General features: G+C 60.4%; 14 protein-coding genes. 7 read left to right on the forward strand and 7 right to left on the reverse strand.

Features of this window, described 5'->3' with window-relative positions; genetic code table 11:
- Nucleotides 1–11 precede the first annotated feature (11 nt).
- Nucleotides 12–1199, forward strand: a complete 1188-nt coding sequence (locus tag EEQ99_RS21970; protein WP_047619090.1) for a galactarate dehydratase — start codon at nt 12–14, stop codon at nt 1197–1199.
- A gap of 95 nt (nt 1200–1294) precedes the next feature.
- Here the strand turns inward: EEQ99_RS21970 and EEQ99_RS21975 are convergent, their stop codons facing one another.
- The 7 genes from EEQ99_RS21975 to EEQ99_RS22005 form a co-directional block, all read right to left on the reverse strand.
- Entirely contained in the window at nt 1295–1867 is a 573-nt protein-coding gene (locus EEQ99_RS21975; RefSeq protein WP_047619086.1) for an NADPH-dependent FMN reductase, read from the reverse strand.
- A 34-nt stretch (nt 1868–1901) separates the two neighbouring features.
- Complete coding sequence (locus EEQ99_RS21980; protein ID WP_097543812.1) at nt 1902–2567, reverse strand: nitroreductase; 666 nt, start codon at nt 2565–2567, stop codon at nt 1902–1904.
- 394 nt (nt 2568–2961) lie between these two features.
- Nucleotides 2962–3315, reverse strand: a complete 354-nt coding sequence (locus EEQ99_RS21985; RefSeq protein ID WP_047619082.1) for an ArsR/SmtB family transcription factor — start codon at nt 3313–3315, stop codon at nt 2962–2964.
- Nucleotides 3316–3578: 263 nt separating this feature from the next.
- The gene (locus tag EEQ99_RS21990) at nt 3579–4271 is read right to left on the reverse strand and encodes a response regulator transcription factor (RefSeq protein WP_127431099.1); all 693 of its coding nucleotides are present in this window, start codon (nt 4269–4271) and stop codon (nt 3579–3581) included.
- 1 nt (nt 4272) lies between these two features.
- On the reverse strand, nt 4273–4650 hold the full coding sequence (locus EEQ99_RS21995; protein WP_047619077.1) for a response regulator: 378 nt from the start codon (nt 4648–4650) through the stop codon (nt 4273–4275).
- A gap of 2 nt (nt 4651–4652) precedes the next feature.
- Entirely contained in the window at nt 4653–5294 is a 642-nt protein-coding gene (locus EEQ99_RS22000; protein ID WP_127431100.1) for a response regulator transcription factor, read from the reverse strand.
- On the reverse strand, nt 5291–8926 hold the full coding sequence (locus tag EEQ99_RS22005; protein ID WP_097543813.1) for a PAS domain-containing protein: 3636 nt from the start codon (nt 8924–8926) through the stop codon (nt 5291–5293). The genes EEQ99_RS22000 and EEQ99_RS22005 overlap by 4 nt, the downstream gene beginning before the upstream one ends.
- A 406-nt stretch (nt 8927–9332) precedes the next feature.
- Between EEQ99_RS22005 and EEQ99_RS22010 the strand changes: the two genes are divergently transcribed.
- The 6 genes from EEQ99_RS22010 to repC all read left to right on the forward strand — a co-directional run bounded on the left by EEQ99_RS22010 (nt 9333) and on the right by repC (nt 17461).
- Nucleotides 9333–10085: an SDR family oxidoreductase gene (locus EEQ99_RS22010; RefSeq protein ID WP_097543789.1), complete on the forward strand. Its 753-nt coding sequence runs from the start codon at nt 9333–9335 to the stop codon at nt 10083–10085.
- An 812-nt stretch (nt 10086–10897) separates the two neighbouring features.
- Entirely contained in the window at nt 10898–11887 is a 990-nt protein-coding gene (locus EEQ99_RS22020; RefSeq protein ID WP_097543790.1) for a potassium channel beta subunit family protein, read from the forward strand.
- A gap of 329 nt (nt 11888–12216) precedes the next feature.
- Nucleotides 12217–13530 (forward strand): hypothetical protein, encoded by a 1314-nt coding sequence (locus EEQ99_RS22025; RefSeq protein ID WP_127431101.1) that lies wholly within the window; start codon nt 12217–12219, stop codon nt 13528–13530.
- Between the two features lie 273 nt (nt 13531–13803).
- A complete protein-coding gene (gene repA, locus EEQ99_RS22030; RefSeq protein ID WP_047619065.1) occupies nt 13804–14997 on the forward strand; it encodes a plasmid partitioning protein RepA in 1194 nt (397 codons plus the stop codon).
- 3 nt (nt 14998–15000) lie between these two features.
- Entirely contained in the window at nt 15001–16002 is a 1002-nt protein-coding gene (gene repB, locus EEQ99_RS22035) for a plasmid partitioning protein RepB (RefSeq protein ID WP_127431102.1), read from the forward strand.
- A 154-nt stretch (nt 16003–16156) separates the two neighbouring features.
- Entirely contained in the window at nt 16157–17461 is a 1305-nt protein-coding gene (gene repC / locus EEQ99_RS22040) for a plasmid replication protein RepC (RefSeq protein WP_127431103.1), read from the forward strand.
- Nucleotides 17462–17591: the final 130 nt, after the last annotated feature.

The following is a 17591-nucleotide window of genomic DNA, read 5'->3' on the forward strand; positions in this document are numbered from 1 at the left end:
AGGACAGAAAGATGAAGATCGACCGCATGCGGGTTTTTATGACCCGCGACAAGGACCGTCCCCGCGTGATCGTCGCGCTCGACACCGATGACGGGCTGACGGGCTGGGGTGAATGCTACAATCACGGCCCCGACAAGGCGCTGCCGCCGCTCCTGGATTATCTCTACGCATTTCTCTCCGGCCAGGACCCCACACGCGTCGATTATCTCGTCAATCTGTTGATCCAGCAAAGCCGGTTCCCGCCGGGTGCGCTTGGCCTTGCCGCGATCTCTGCGCTCGATCACTGCCTATGGGATCTTGCGGCCAAGGCAGCAAATGTCCCAGTCTACAAGCTGCTGGGCGGCGAGGTGCGCGACCGCATCAAGGTCTATGCCGGCGTCTACACCGCACCGGACGCGCCCGCCGCCCGCGACGAATTCGATCGTCTGAAGGAAGAATGGGGTTTCACCGCCTTCAAGCTCAGCCCCTGGCGTATCGACATGCACGCCCATCGCTGGGGCAATGTCGTGAAAGCCTCGGCGGATTATTTCCGCTCGCTGCGCGAGACGGTCAACGACGAATACGAGATCGCCTTCGATGCCCATGCCAAGATTTTCGAGCCGGTCGCCGCAAGGCAACTCGGCAACGCGCTGGCCCCCTACGATCCCTTGTTTTTCGAGGAACCGCTGCGCCCTGAGAATATCGAGGCGTGGGGCGATCTGAAACAGGGGCTCAACTGCGTGCTTGCCACCGGCGAGTCGCTCTACAACAGAAACGAGTTCCTGCGGCTGCTGCAGGTCAAGGGCGCCGATCTCATCCAGCCCGATATCTGCGTCGTCGGCGGCATCAGCGAAATGCGCCGCATTGCTACACTCGCCGAAGCCTATTTCGTCGGGGTGGCGCCGCACAACCCGATGGGGCCGCTTGCGACGGCGGTCAACGTTCATTTTTCGGCCGCGGCGCAGAATTTCCGCATCCTCGAATACCGGCTGCCGAAGGGGCAGGCCTATGTCTATGGCGGCCTCGATATCGAGAAACGGCAGGGGGAAACCCGCTATGTCGTCGATCCCTATCTGCCGAAGGACGGCTATCTGGAATTGCGTCCCGACCGGCCGGGCTGGGGCGTCGAAATGGACGAGAAGGCGATGGAAGAGGAAGGCTACATCCACTGGCAGCGGCGCGTGCCGAAGCGACCGGACGGCTCCTACGCCTTCGCCTGAGGCATTGTGCGCTTTAAAAACCGGAGCTGGCCGCCCGGATGGACGTGGCCAGCTCCCGCAGTACAGGATACGCAATCGCTCATTCCAAGCGCCCGCTAGGCATCTCTAGGCAGCACTGAGCGAACCCTTGCGATGAAGACGTGGAAGTCCCGCATGAAAGTGCGAAGGAAATCGGCGGTGCTGTCTTTCGTGACCTCGCCGTCGTCGGTGATCAGCCCTGGTGTGAACTGGATGTAGGCTTCCGGGGCATTCATCTGCGGAGAGTTGCAGAAACTGAGCACACTGCGCAAATTCTGCTGGGCGACGGCTGTGCCGATCGCGCCCGGCGACGTGCCGATCACTGCTGACGGCTTGCGTGTGAACGAGTTGGTGCCGTAGGGGCGGCTCGCCCAGTCGATTGCGTTTTTCAGCCCGCCGGGTATGGATCGATTGTATTCCGGCGTGACGAACAGCACGGCGTCGACGGCCGCGATTGCCGCCTTGAATGCCTTGCCAGCCGGAGGGTAGTCGGCGTCATAGTCGTAGCTGTAGAGCGGCAGATCCTTGAAGGATATCTCCGACATTTCGAGTTCCGGCGGGGCCAACCGCACCAACGCCGTGGCGAGTTTGCGGTTGATCGAGCCCTTGGCGAGGCTGCCGATGAGATAGCCTACTTTATGCGTGGTCATGGCGTTCTCCCTCTTGTCCTTTGATCGCAAGTAACTAATCGCCGAGGAACGTGACCGTCTCATCGAGCGGCGCGCGGCCTGTACGGGCGTAACTTACCGTGGGGTCCTCGTACCCGATCGACATGCCGCAGAAGAGGATGAGCCCGTCCGGGGGTGACAGAACCTCCGCGACCGTCTCGCGAACCTGCGACCACGCCATCTGCGGGCAACTGTGCAGACCTTCGGCGCGGAGCAGCAGCATGACGGTCTGCAGATACATGCCGACGTCGGCCCATTGGGGTAGGCCCAGGTCGCGATCGATGTAGCAGAACAGGGCGGCGGGCGCGCCGAAACAGTTCCAGTTGGCGATTGCTGCCCGCTGGCGCGCCTCCCAGTCCTCGCGTGCAATGCCGAGCGCGCTGTAGCGCTCCTTGCCGAAGGCGGATCGGCGCTCCCCGTAGGGGGACTTCAGTGCGGGCGGGTACATCTCGTACTGCCGTTTGTCCCAGGCGTCGCCATGGGCCACACGCTCGACGGCGGACGTCTTCAGCTCAGCCAGCGGCGCGCCGGTCATCACGTAGGTGTTCCACGGCTGGATGTTCGATCCTGACGGCGACCAAGCCGCGGCGGACAGCACCCGCTCCAGAACCTCCCTGTCCACAGGCGCGTCTTTGAACCCGCGCACCGACCGTCGGCTTTTGACTGCCTCATATACGTCCATGATCACCTCCGTCTGACCCAAACCCAGCATCGATGAGCATGGTCGGGCTGCCGTTCCGTTCCTGATGCGGTTCATTATCTCCATTCGCAATGGAGGCGTAATCACACCGTGGTCTAGGAGGGGTACATCAAACGTACATCGGGGATCGATGCGTTCGAGGGGCATGTAGGCGAAGCATGACAGGACTCCCGCGCCACGGCATCCCGGCCTTGGAGTTGCGGCCCTTGAACGGCGGCTTGGCGCTTGCGCTCAAGCCGCAGTCGTCTTTTTCGAAACTGCGTTCTTCGCCGTGATGCCGCACCTCGCTGCGGCGGCGCCGATCCTGAGTTGCCGACAGGATCATCCTCAGCAGAATTGGGCACCAATCATGAGCCGCAAGAGCAACGCTTCGTCATCAGGTGCCTACGGCTCGGACACGTTCTACCGGGGAGCGATGGTAGGATCCGAAAATGTCGGCGAGCGTATCGAGCATCGCCTTGGCCGCGCCGGATTGAAGTGAATAATAGATCGTCTGTGCAGCCCTTCGCGTCTGCACGAGTTCCTGTTCTCGAAGAATGGCCAAATGCTGGGACGTCGAAGATTGGCTCAACCCCACCTCGTCGGCCAGGACGCTCACCGACATTTCTCCCTCGGCCAGCAGATGCAGCATATGAAGCCGTTTGGCATTCCCCATGGCCGACAGGAAGTTTGCTTCGTTGTCGAAGGCGGTGGTTTCAGGGGAAGGCGCGGTTGACGAGTGATTGTTCAAAGCGAGATCTCCTTTAGGAACCAAAGCGGGGCACCAGGTCATATCCCCGAGCTTTAATTTAGGAATAACGCATGGGTGCGCGGCCGAAACCCCATTGCCGGCGCAAGATGGTCTTTTTCGGCGCAGATCGGATACGGCGCGCATCAAATGGACAGCGGCGGTATGTAATCTTCGAGGCCGGCATCCCGAGTTTTTGGAGGCGTGCTGCTAAAGCTGGAGCAATTCCAGCAAAACTGTGCAGCAGTGCTGCGTCTGGAATTGCGCTAGCGCGCGCCTGCCTGGCGCATTTGTGCGGGCAGAGTTTCCCAGGCCCGGATCAATTCGCCGATGGAGGCAGCCTCCATCTTGTGCATGACATTGCTGCGATGCAGCTTGACCGTCACTTCGCTGATGCCGAGATCGAAGGCGATCTGCTTGTTGAGGCGGCCGCGTGCCACTTCATGCAGAACCTCGCGCTCGCGCTGAGTCAGGGTCTCCAGGCGCTTGATATTGCGCTCGGCGATCGCGGCTTCCGCTCGCCGCTCGGCATCCGTCGCAATGGCAGCCGTAATGGCGTCGAGCAGCGTCTGGTCCCGCACGGGTTTGGTGAGAAAATCGACAGCGCCGGCCTTCATCGCCTGAACGGTCATCGGGATGTCGCCATGGCCGGTCACGAAGATGATCGGCTTGGCAATGCCGTTTTCGGCCAGATGACGCTGCAGGTGGAGGCCGCTTGCTCCAGGCATGCGCACATCGAGGATCAGGCAACCGGGGCTATCCAATATATCGGCGTCAAGCAATTCGCGGGTCGAGGCAAAACTGGTCGACCGGAAACCCGCCGACAGGATGAGCTCCGACAGCGCCTCACGAACGGACGCGTCGTCATCGACGATGATGACGAGTGGCTCTGTCTCTTCACATCTGCACTGCAACGATAACGGCGCCGATCTCCGCAGCAACGGCTGGTCAACTCGCATGTCACCCTCCATCTGTCGATTTATGCAAAGCGTTGGCTATGGCTGCCAGCAGCGCCTGGGCATCAAAGGGCTTTCGGAAAAATCCGCCCACGCCTTGAGCGCGGCCCTGATCTGCTATCTCGTGGCGGCCCGTGATCAGGAATACCGGCAGCTCCGGACGCGACTTTCGCACCAAATCGCGAAGTTCGAAGCCGTCGATGCCAGGCATTCCGATATCGGTGATGAGCAGGTCGAGGTCCGACAGCCCGTTGATGAGCAACGAGCCCGCCGACGAAAAGCTGCGGGCCACATAACCCGCGGATTCCAGAAGGTCGCCCATCGATTCAAGCAGCCTTGGATCGTCATCGACAATTGCCACGACGTGTCTTGTCTTGTTCATGTTCAATTCCCTCCCACTCGGCGCGAGTGGGTTATCGGTATTTCCAATCTCTCCGCGATCCGGACGAGATCGGCGAGCGACGCCGCCGCCATTTTCTGCATCACATTTCTTCTATGGATCTGCAGCGTGACTTCGCTGATCCCCAATTCGGCTGCCGCCTGCTTGTTGAGAAGACCGCTGACGACGAGCGGCAGCACCTCGCGCTCTCGCGGCGTCAGGTCGAGGTAGTGTCGTTTGAGCATGTCGAGTTCGGCGCGTTCCGATCTCTTTGTCCGATCCTCGGCGATCGCCGCGTGGACTGCCGCCATGAGGTCCGCATCGCTGAAGGGTTTGGTCAGGAAGTCCACCGCGCCATGCTTGATCGCACGCACGGAGGAGGGAATGTCGCCATGTCCTGTGATGAAGACGATCGGCGGATGGTCCCTGTCAGCGATCTGTCTCTGCAGGTCGAGGCCGTTGATGTCAGGCAGTTCGATATCGAGAATAAGGCAGGCGGGCAGGTCAGGCTTGTCCGCTCTCACGTAATCGCAGGCCGATTCGAAGGCGATGGTGCGCATGCCGTGCGACTCCAGCAACTCGCCGAGCGCTTCCCGAATACGTCCATCGTCATCCACGATGAAGACAATATGGTCATCGGCTGTCATGACGCCGCCTTCGTTTCTATGGGCAAGGTAAAGATCAACGTCGCTCCGTGCGGATTGTTCTTCTCGGCCCACAATCGTCCACCATGAAGCTCGACGATCGAACGGCAGATCGCCAGCCCCATGCCCATGCCGTTTTCCTTGGTCGTGAAGAACGGCTCGAACATTTTCTCGGGAAACTCGATACCCTGGCCGCGATCGCTAATCTCGGTCTGGACGGCATTCCCCATATGGCGCACGCGGATCTCGATCATCCTGTCGTCTGCAACGGCGTCCATCGCTTCCATGCCGTTGCGGATGAGATTGATCAGGACTTGCTGGATCTGGATGCGATCGATTGCAATGAGCGGAAGATTGCCGTCAACGTCGACACCGATGCGAACACGACGTCGCCAGGCCTCGTCGGTCATCAGGCTGCGCGCCTCGTCGATGATGCCGGAGATCGTCGTTTGGATCCTCCTGTCCGCGGACTGTTTGAATAAGGCGCGAATGCGGCTGACGACCTCGGCCGCCGAGTTGGCGTCCCGGATGATGCGCTCGACCGTCTTTTGTGCCCGCTCCATATTCGGCGGCTCAGCCGTGAGCCAGCGCTGGCAGGCATGCGAATTCGCCACGACGGCGGCCAGCGGCTGGTTCACCTCATGCGCGATCGAAGCCGAAAGCTCGGCGAGGCTCGCCGCTTGGCTCGCCCGGGCAAGGCCCTCTTGCGCCAGGCGCAGCTCGTCTTGCGCCCGTACCTCACCGTCGATATCGAGGCATATGACATTCCACTGAATGATCTCGCCTTCAGCGTTGCGCATCGGCGCCGCGCGTGTCTCGACCCAACGATATTCACCATCGAACCGCCGTAGGCGATGTCTGCGTGCATAGGGCTCGCCGGTAGCGAGCGAATGAGCATACTTTTCCTTGACTCCGGCCACCTCGTCGGGATGAACACCGGCGTCGAGTGTGCCGGCCAGCCGGGACTTTCCCGTTCCGTCCAGCTCTTCGAGCTTGTATCCGAGAAAGTCGCGAAGCTGAGGATTGCGATAGACCGGCTCTCCATCCGGAGCGGCGCAATCGATCATGGCCGGCAGCGTCTCGACGATCTGCCAGAGCGAGCGTTCACTCTCTCGCAGCGCTTCTTCAACGCGCAGCTGATCATCGATGTCATGCGAGAGACCGTACCATTGGACGATCCGCCCGTTTTCGTCCCGCAGCGGCTCGGCGCTGCCCTTCACCCAGCGATAGACGCCATCGGCGCGCCGCAGGCGATACTGTTTCGAGAAGCCCTCGCCGGTGACGAGGGAGTGGTTGAGCGCTTCGGCGAGGCTGGCGGCATCGTCGGGATGGACGGCGGCTTCGATGAGGGCTGCCAGCCGACTCACGCCGGGCTTTTCCATATCGGCGATGTCGAGACCGAGAAAATCGATTAGGCGCTGGTTGAAGAAGGTCGGAGTGCCGTCCGAATTGAGCCGCCAGAGCAGGCTGGGAACCATATCCACCAGTTGCGAAAGCTCCCGCTCCCGGTCGCGCAGCGCTTCCTGTGCACGCATCTCATCGTCAATGTCGACTGAGATCACGTACCATTGCATGATTGCGCCGCTTTGGTCCCGCAGCGGTTCGGCGCGGCCGTCGACCCAGCGATAGGCACCGTCGACGCGGCGCATGCGGTATTTTATCGAGAAGGGATCGCCGCTGGCGAGGGAACGATGAACCGTCTCCAGCAACCTCGATGCGTCATCGGGGTGGACGAGGGTGTGAATGACTGACGCGAGGCGGCTCATGCCAGGCCTGTCCATATCGCCCACGTCGAGACCGAAAAAGTCGATCAGACGTTTGTTGAAGAAGACCGGCTCGCCTTCCGGCGTCAAGCGCCTGATCTGTACCGGGACCATGTCGACGAGCTGCGAGAGCTCGCGCTCACGTTCACGTAACGCCTCCAGCGCACGCACCTCGTCGTCGATATCGAGAGAAACGCCGTACCATTGCACGACCGTTCCGTCGTCATCGCGGCGGGGCTCGACCCGGCATTCCGCCCAGCGGTAGACATCATCCTGTTCGCGCCAGCGAAATCGCATCGCGGAGCCGGAGCCGGTTTCGAAGCAGTTCCTGAGCGTACGCTGGATGTCGGGTGCGTCTTCTGGATGAATCAGCTGTTGCAGCAGATCGTCGATGCGCGGTTCACCGAGAGCGTCGAAATTGGCAATAACGGAGCGGAAATGATCCTGATACCGCTTGTTGAAATAGAACGATCCTCCCGTGGGCTCCACACTCCAGATGCGAACCGGCACGGCGTCTATGATCTGCTGAAGCTGTTGTTGGCTCCGCCGCACAGCCTCTTCGGCATGAACCTGATCGTCGATGTCGTGACACAGGCCGTACCACTGGACAATGCGCCCTGATTGATCCCTCATCGGTTCCGCACGGCTCGACATCCAGCGATAGAGGCCGTCGGAGCGGCGCAGTCGATACCGCATGGCGAAGCTCGCGCCGGTAGCGAGGCAATGGCGAAGGGCATCTCCGAAACCCGCCGCATCCTCCGGGTGAACGGTGGCGTCCAGGACGGACTCCAGCCGGCTCATGTCGGGTTTGTCGAAATCAGCAACATCGAGACCGAGAAAATCGACCATCCGTTGGTTGAAGAAGGTCGGCTCGCCGTCGGGGGTTAGACGCCAGACGTGGCTCGGAACCATATCCACGAGCTGCGAGAGTTCCCGCTCCCGGTCGCGGAGCGTATCCAGGCTTTGGCGCAATGTGAGCACTGCCAACTGGTGTTGCCGGGATATGGCGGCCACAATGAGCGCCGAAAATGCCGAGATGGCCAGAAAAAGCTGCAGCATGACCTGCTTGTGCTTCTGGGCCTCGGGATCGCCGGCAAACTGGCTGGTGCCTGTTATCGTGAACAACGCCGTGATCAGGGCGAGGAGGACCAAGGATACGGCGGCGCCTTTGAATTCGAAGCGAACGGCGGCCCAAAGAAGAGGCGGCATGATAATGTATGCGAAGGGGAGGTAGCCGCTCAGCGAAAGAGCCGCAACGCCGAGAAAGATCAGCCCCAGGACGAAAGCTTCCACCCATTGCGGGGCTGAGAGTCGGGTCTTGCCGCGCCAGCTGTGAAATACGACCAACGCCAGCGGCGCTACGATCAGGACGCCGGTGGCGTCTCCGATCCACCAAAGAGGCCAAGCCGTTGCGAAGGATTGCGATTGTATGCCAAACCACGCCAGGGTCGCACTTCCCACGGTCGCGCTTGCGATGGGCGCAATCCCCGCGCCCAGTACGACGAACGCGAAAACTTCCTGCAAGGTTTCCAGCCGAACTGGCCGCTTCAAGATTCGGTTGACGAGCCATGCCCCGGCAACCGCTTCCAGGGCGTTACCGATGTAGATCAGAAAAGCCGCAGGCAGCGGACTGTGGAACCACAGCAAATTGCTGAACAGTTCGGCCAGGCAGCCTCCCAGCACCCACCAAGGCCAGCTGTAGGGAGAGGCGGCCACAAGTGTCGCAATGAAAAGGCCACTCGCCGGCCAGATGGAAATTCCGGTTCCAGGGACGATTGCGAGCGACTGGGCGAATCCGCAGGCCAGCACATAGGCTACGATGAAAAGGCCCAGGTGCAGGAATTGAGGGCGGTGCGACCAGACGCTCATTATCAGTTGCTCCTGCCGGACAGACAAAGCCACGGGATCGTCGGCGTTTTGTATTGTCGTTATTCTCGATTTCGGGGCTGGCGAGCGCATGCTCAGACCGTAACCCCGCCCCATTACAACCGCAACTCATGGAAACCCATGCATTGCGCGGGGATGTGGCCGCCGTGCCCGGAATCGGTAGTTCGGCGCGAACGAGCAATTGGAGACCTGTCCTGCCTTCTGGTGGGGCATCCTAAACCTTGGGGTGGTTTCGCTAGACGTACGGCTAAGGCGACCGGACCCCATGGACGATGGAGAGCGCCCGGCTTTCCAGTCATTGTCGGTCCGGTCGATTCCGAGACGTTGAAGACGATCCCTATCCGCGATCTCGTCGCCATTCGCGCGGTGCAATGCAACAAAGGATGCTGAGATGAAAATCACGGTAGCGGGAGCAACCGGTGTTGTCGGAACACGCCTCAGTGAAATCATACGCCAGTCCGGCCACCAAGTCAGCGCCGCGTCGTTGTCGCTCGGCGTCGACACGGTTAGCGGAAAGGGCCTTGAAGCGGCCTTGGCGGGAACTGAAGTCATCGTTGACGTTACCAACGCCGCATCTTTCGGCGACAGTGCGGCGCTGGATTTTTTCAGGGCTTCGACCAAGAATTTGCTTGCCGCAGCGGCCGAGGCCGGTGTCAGGCACTATCTTGCACTTTCGGTCGTCGGCACGCCAAGTCTGGTCGAAAGCGACTATTTCCGCGCGAAAATGGTGCAGGAAAATCTCATCAGGGCTTCAAATCGACCCTATACGCTTCTCCGTTCCACACAGTTCTACGAGTTCATCAGCGGATTGATCGACACCGGTGCTGATGGTGATGTTTTCCGATTGTCTCCGGCGTTCATGAGGCCGGTGGCGGCCGGTGACGTCGCCGCATTGCTGGCGGAATTGTCAGTCGGAGCGCCGTTGAACGATATTGTTGAAATCGGCGGTCCGGATCAATTCGGTATCGATGAAATCGCCCGGATCTATCTCGCCGCGAATGAGGACGAGCGGCAGGTGGTGACAGACCCATCCGCCTCGTATTTCGGCGTCGAATTGACCGCCGGCGCGCTGCTTCCTGGCGCCGGCGCGCGCGTGGCGACCGAGAAGCTCTCCGACTGGCTCTACCAAGCGATGGCGGACTAGCGAGTCGATCATTTGATCGCGCGGTGGCACCCGATTCATATCCAAGACGCATTCCGTAGCGTGCAGGTCGGGTATCGGTCGAGGCCCTGGCGGCCAAGGGAATTGTCAAACTCGACGTGTGAGATGGCCGACCCCAGGGGGCGGTTAAAAGAAGGCGGTGGACCCTCATGTTGCCCACCGCCCACCTCCTCCCGGCGTCCGCCGCCACGGTCGGGAAGAGAACCAAATCTATCCGAACCAGGCCTTGGTTTGTATCTAAGCCGGCAAACAAAAGCGCAGTGTCGTTCACCAGTCACATAAGCATTTGTGAGGTGTGATTTGCCGCCAGGCGAATGTCATTGAAGTTGCTGCGGTCGCGGTCGCCGTTCCTGTGGATAAGCTGTGGATATCCAGTGGATGACACGATCGATCGGCGGCCGACAAAGCCCCCTATTCTAATCATATGTTGCCTATCCGTTCCGAATCTCTTCATCTTGCGTTGCTGCCGTCGACCTCCGCCGCAAACGTCGTCGACCGCACGCTACGGGCGCTCCGACATAAGTGCGGAGCGCCCTTTCTCTTGCCGGAGGCTGGAACGCAGGCTAGAACCGTGGCGGCGGTTCCACCGCACCCGTGCTTCAGTCCAGGCGGGCAAACGCGGATCGTTTCACTGGATCGATCGTCTCGTCACAAAAGAGGCGATGCGAACCGATAGCTAAGCCTCGCATATCGTTGCTCATGCCATAGATTACGCGAATTGGCAGTCGATCAATCGTGCGACGCCGACGCCGGTGACAGGCCGGCACATGTTCATAACTTGCGGGAGCTGCATGATGGAATATCGACGTTTGGGAAAGTCGGGTCTGAAAGTGAGCGAGTTCTCTTTCGGTTCATGGGTCACTTTCGGCAAGCAGGTAAATGGAGGCGACGCCGTCGATCTCATGAAGCTTGCCTATGACAACGGGGTGAACTTCTTCGACAATGCCGAGGGATACGAAAGCGGCAAGTCCGAAATCGTCATGGGCGAGGCGCTCAGATCGCTGGGCTGGAGCCGTGACAGCTTCGTCGTCTCCAGCAAGGTCTTCTGGGGAGGGCAGAAACCGACACAGCGCGGCCTGTCGCGCAAGCATGTGACCGACGCCTGCCATGCCGCGCTCAAGCGGCTTCAGGTCGACTATCTCGACCTCTACTTCTGTCATCGCCCGGATATCGACACGCCCATCGAGGAAACAGTCCGGGCGATGCACGATCTCGTCGCCCAGGGCAAAGTGCTCTACTGGGGTACGTCGGAATGGTCGGCGCAACAATTGACGGAAGCCTATGCCGTCGCTCGGGACTTGCGCATCACTCCGCCGACGATGGAGCAGCCGCAATACAACATCTTCGAGCGCCAGAAGGTCGAGTCGGACTACCTCCCGCTCTACGAGTTGATCGGGCTTGGCACCACGATCTGGTCGCCACTCGCCTCGGGCGTCCTCACCGGCAAATACAATGACGGTGTGCCCGCCGACAGTCGCATGAACCTGCCTGGCTACGAATGGCTGAAGGAAAAGTGGTCCAGCGATGCCGGCCGCGCCCAGCTCCGACAAGTCGGCGAGCTCGCAAAGCTCGCGGACGAGATCGGAATATCGATCACGCATCTCGCCCTTTTGTGGTGCCTCGCCAACCGGAACGTCTCGACCGTCATTCTTGGCGCATCGCGCGCCAGCCAGCTGCAGGTCAATCTCGCGGCCCTCTCACACAGGCAAAAGATGACGTCTGACGTGCTGGACCGGATCGACATGATCGCCGGCAACAAACCCGAAGAACCCCGTCGCTTCTAGGCGAAACAAATTTCTCTCGACGAGCCAAACCAAAACTCGTCGAGGGAAACTGCGGTTGGCCTACCGCAGCAGCACCGTGGTGGCCCCTCGGCGGTTGGCGTGCTTTCCGATTTTTGATCGGCGCTCAGCTGCGGTAGAGCAACTGCCGCCATTGAGCGGCAATGTCGGCCGTTATCGCCCCTGTTTCTCCTGACAGCACCCACTTCGTAGGCTCACGAATATAACGTGGGTCGAAGCGTTCAAGAAACCTTCATGAAGCTCAGGGTTGAAATGGCCTCCCCCGGCTCCAAATCTCGTCGGCGGTCGTCGAAACACGAGGGGAGGGGCGCATGGGCAATGCGTATGTCGATCGGATAGGGCGGGCCAGGTCAGGTTTGGGCTTCATTGTCGTTCTTGCCTGCCTCCTGTCCTGCCTTCCGGCATTTGCCGCGCCCGCCGATATCGGCGGTTTGACGGTGACCCTGCCCGACGCCGCTTCCGGCTGGAGGAAGGCCGCCAAAGGCAATCTCTTCATGTTGCAGAAGGATTTTCCTGAAACGGATGACGACAAGCGCGGCAGTGCTCTGATCCAGATCACCAAGCCGCTCCCGGCCGCGCGCAATTCCCTGCAGGCCGGGATGAAGACCTTCGTCGCCACGCTGCCCGACATGGCGAAGGAAGATATCCTGATCAAACATTACGGGGTGACGGTGAACGGCCACGACATCCGCGTGGAAGAACGCTGCTGCGTCCATCAGAACAATGTCAGCATCAACCAGATCGTGGTCGGCATCGCCGGCGACAAGCGGCAGGCCTATCTGCAGCTCGTGCTGCTGAATGTAACCGGCGACAGAAGCAAAGGGGCGGAGGCTGATTTCGCGGCCCTCGTGCGCTCGGTGAAGCTCGATCCTTCCGACAGGGATTTCGACCTTGTTCCGGCGAGCGGCGATGGCGGGCTGGACGGCGTCTTCACCCATCTCGATACCGGCATCCGGCCGAATGTCTTCGGCGGCATGGATTTCTACTCGGACAGCACGATCAGCATGTTCGACCGGGAGGGCCGGTTCAGCACGGAGCTGCCGAAGGGCGGCCGGAGCATTGGCGAACATTGCAAGGAGACCCCGACTGATTGCGGTCTCTACAAGCTTGCCGGCGGCGGCTTCTTCTCCTCGGCCGGGTCGATCGAAATGCGCAGCGTCACCTCAGCCTACGGCACGATCGAAATCGAGACGAAACCATTCTCGAAAAAGGGTGAGGACCTGGTGATTTCAGACGCGGATTATCGCGCCGTGCCGCCATTTGATGAGGGCACGACGCTCGACGGCGAATGGGTTTCCACCTTTGCCTCGAGCGGCATGACTGCGACCTCATCGGGATCGGTGGCCTCCAGCCATACGCTGACGCTTCGTCGAAACGGCACCTTCGAACGCACGGGCTGGTCCGGCGCCTCGATGATGAACGAAATCGGCGGATCCCGATCGGGCGTCACCACATCCGGAAACCGGCCGGTCGCAAGCGGCCGCTATAAGCTTTCCGGCTATCGCCTCGACTTGACCGACGCCGACGGCAGGACGGAAAGCATGAGCATATTCGAACCGGACAAAGCATCCGACGGGCTTCTGGTGATCAACGGCAACAACTACCTCAAGGACGACGGGAGATAGCCAGGTAGCATCCAAGGTATTGAATAAATTAGATTTATAAGGCTAAGGCCTAAACTTCCCGGTCGGTTTGAAAGCCGCCAGGGCTGTCAGCCGTTTCGAGCCGGGGCCATGGCGCCAGCCGCCCGAAACCTGCCTGACCTGGCCAGCCGTCTCGATGGGTGAAATGAGCAGCTTGGTTAAGCATTTGTAAATTGGTAACGAATCGAGGCATATAGTAACTGCGCAACTGAAGCGCTTTCGTTCAAAATTGCGCAGTTACGTGGGAAAAAGATCATGCAGCCGAGTCTTGCTCTTCAGGACGATCAAGAGCATCTCCCGTCGCTTCTGGCAACAGATGCGAAGGAGTTATCTTATCAACTTCAGCAGCATCAGGCAAAAATCTTCCCCCCGCTGTCGCAAAAGACCATCAGAACATTTTCGCCGGCGGAAGCTGCGGCCTTCATCGGCATTGGCGAAGGCTATCTCCGCCAGGTGGCTGCCGATGGCCATGGCCCTGATCCGCTCGCAAACGGACGGCGGCTTTACAGTGCCCTGGATATGGATCGGATTCGCCGGGTCCTCGACGAGCGAAACGGCACGCCGAAATATGTGCCGGCCCGCAGGCCGGGCGAAAAGCTCCAGATCGTCTCCGTCATGAATTTCAAGGGCGGCTCGGGCAAGACCACCACGGCGGCCCACCTGGCGCAGTTCATGGCGCTCAGGGGCTACCGCGTGCTCGCCGTCGACCTCGATCCGCAGGCTTCCTTGTCCGCCTTGTTCGGCCATCAGCCGGAGTTCGACGTCGGAGAGGGCGAAACCATATATGGCGCGATCCGATATGAGGAGCCGCGTCCGATCGCCGACATCGTGCGCGCCACCTACACGCCCAATCTGCATCTGATTCCGGGCAATCTCGAGCTGATGGAATTCGAGCACGAGACACCGAAGGCGATGGCCTCGGGAACGGCGGAGACGATGTTCTTTGCCCGCATCGGCGAGGTCCTGACGGAGATCGAAAGCCTTTACGACATCGTCGTCATCGACTGCCCGCCACAGTTGGGATTCCTGACGATGTCGGCGCTCTGCGCGGCAACCTCGGTCCTGATCACGGTTCACCCGCAGATGCTGGATGTCATGTCGATGTCGCAGTTCCTGACGATGACGAGTGAGCTGATGTCGGTCGTGGAAAAGGCGGGTGGTCGCACCAGCTATGACTGGATGCGCTATCTCGTGACCCGTTTCGAGCCGAACGACGGGCCGCAAAGTCAGATGACCGGCTTCATGCGGGCGATCTTCGGCAATCGAATGCTTCACAATGCCATGGTGAAGTCGACGGCGGTCGCCGACGCCGGCGTCACCAAGCAGACTCTCTACGAGGTCGAGCGGTCGCAGTTCACACGCGGAACCTATGACCGGGCTCTGGAGTCCCTCAACCTCGTGAATGGCGAGATCGAAGCGCATATTCGCTCGACCTGGGGAAGGAAATAGGAGATGGCGCGCAAGAACCTCATCGAAATCTCCGCTCCGAACCCGGCAAGGGTGGAGGCAGTCGCGCCGCGCGACAATCGTCCGATCGCCGGATTCGTGCCGCAGGAGCGCAGTGCGGCGCCGGTCGGCGGCATCACCAAGACGCTCGGCAACATTACCGAGAAAATGGAGCGGGCGAGTGAACTGGAACGGCAGCTTGCCGCCGGCCAGACCATCGTCGAGCTCGATCCCGGCCTGATCGACGCTTCCTTCGTTAGCGATCGGTTGGCGATCGATGCGGCCGAACTCGCCCAGCTTGTCGAGCAGATCCGCGAGCATGGGCAGCAGGTTCCGATCCTTGTTCGTCCGCATCCCGAAACTAGGGGACGCTATCAGGTTGCCTACGGCCATCGTCGCCTGGCTGCCGCCCGAGAAATCGGCATCAGGGTGCGCGCGGTCGTCCGCGATCTTACTGACGGTCAGTTGGTCGTCAGCCAGGGTCAGGAAAACAGCGCTCGAACCAATCTCTCCTATATCGAGCGTGCGCTCTTCGCATCGCGGCTGGAGGAACGCAGCTTTGGCCGCGATGTCATCATGGCGGCTCTCGGCGTCGATAAGGCGGCGCTGTCGAGAATGCTGATCGTCATCCGGCAGGTCCCCCTGGCGCTCGTCAACGCCATCGGCGCGGCCCCCGATATCGGCCGTCGACGCTGGTTGGAGCTGGGCGAGCGGCTGGAAGGCGCCGACATCGAGAAGATCATCGCGGAGTTGTCCGCGGACGACGCTCGCAAAATCTCAAGCGACGAGCGGTTTCATCGGGCACTCGTTCTGGCAACGAAGAGGACGGCAGCGCCGAAGCCGGCGATCGCCAAAACCCTAGTCAGCGGCGTGCCGGTGGTGATCAAAAAGACAGCATCCGGTGCAACCTTCGTCTTCGACGGCAAGACCGCACCCGGTTTCGATCAATTCGTCCAGGAAAGGCTGAAGGGCCTGTTCCAGGAATTCAACAAGGACAGAGGAGCGTAACGCGCAAAAGAAAAAGGCCCCCAACGACGCCGTCGTGGAAGCCCTTCTCAGATCTTAAGCACATCGAGAATCGCATTTCCACGAATCACAGTCAAGCGTCTTAGGCACCAAATTGGTGGATGGTTTTCTTTTGCCTGAACGAAGGTGAAGGCAAATGGAGAGTGGATATGTGACGACGCCCTTTGGGCGGCGGCCGATGTCGCTTGGCATGCTGGCAAGCCAGCAACTGGCCGAGACCATCGAGCCGGGAATGAAGCGCAGCAAGTGGAAGCTGTTCAGGGCAATCTGCGAGGCGCGGCCGGCGCTCGGCGTGACCGATCGGGCGCTGACGGTGCTCGATGCGCTTCTGACTTTCTACCCTGACGACGAGATTTCCGAAGAAAAGGGCCTGATCGTCTTCCCGTCGAATGCGCAGCTTTCGCTGCGTGCCCGCGGCATGACGGCAGCCACCCTCAGGCGGCATCTTGCCGTCCTGGTCGAGGCCGGCCTGATCCTGCGCAAGGACAGTCCGAATGGAAAGCGCTATGCGCGCCGCGACAAAGCAGGTGCCGTCGGTGAGGCCTTCGGCTTCAGCGTCGCGCCGCTGCTCGCGCGTGCGGTTGAAATCGAAAACCTGGCCGCCCAGGCGGTCGCCGACCGGGAATTGCTCAGGGTGACCAGGGAACGCCTGACGGTGTGCCGGCGCGATATCTCCAAGCTGATCGCGACAGCCATCGAAGAGGAGGTCTCCGGTGACTGGGAGGGAATTTCGGCGATGTTCCGCACGCTCCTTGCCCGAATTCCGCGCGTTGCGACGGCCGAAGCACTGGCGCCGCTGCTCGACGAGATGGGACTACTGCGCGATGAGATCATCAACGCATTGGAAAGACGGATAAAAACACAAAAAATAAACGCCAATGAGTTTCAGATTGAGCGTCACAAACAGAATTCAAATCCCTACTCCACTTATGAACTTGAACCAAGCTTCGAAACGAAGCAGGGCGAAAGGGCGGTGGCCGATAATGAGCCGAACGCCGAAGCGCCGGACGAGCGAAGATTGAAACAACCGAAGCCTTCCGGCGGGATGGGCAACAAGGCGAAAGACACGGCAGATCCAGGGGCCGGGCATAGCCTGAAATCCTTCCCGCTTGGCCTCGTCCTCCAGGCCTGCCCTCAAATTCTCGACTACGGGCCGGGTGGAACGATCGGCAACTGGCGGGATCTGATGTCGGCTGCCGTCATCGTGCGCTCGATGCTCGGCGTCAGCCCCTCGGCCTATGAGGAAGCCTGCTCGGGCATGGGGCCGGAAAATGCCGCAACCGTGATCGCCTGCATCCTGGAAAGGGGAGGGCATATCAACTCGCCTGGCGGTTATCTCCGCGATCTGACCCGAAGAACCGAGAGGGGCGAATTTGCTATCGGCCCGATGCTGATGGCGCTGGTGCGGGCAAACAGTGGAGTGCGGCGACATGCCGGTTGATCGTAAGGAAGTTGCGGCTACGACAATGATCCGCAACGCTGACAAAGCGGCAACAAGGCAAAGAAAAACCCGCCGCTGAGGGCGGGTTTGGTTGGCGCCCCTTCGATGGAATAATCCGGCTCTGTTGCGG

The organism is Rhizobium anhuiense (assembly GCF_003985145.1).
Lineage (GTDB): Bacteria > Pseudomonadota > Alphaproteobacteria > Rhizobiales > Rhizobiaceae > Rhizobium > Rhizobium anhuiense.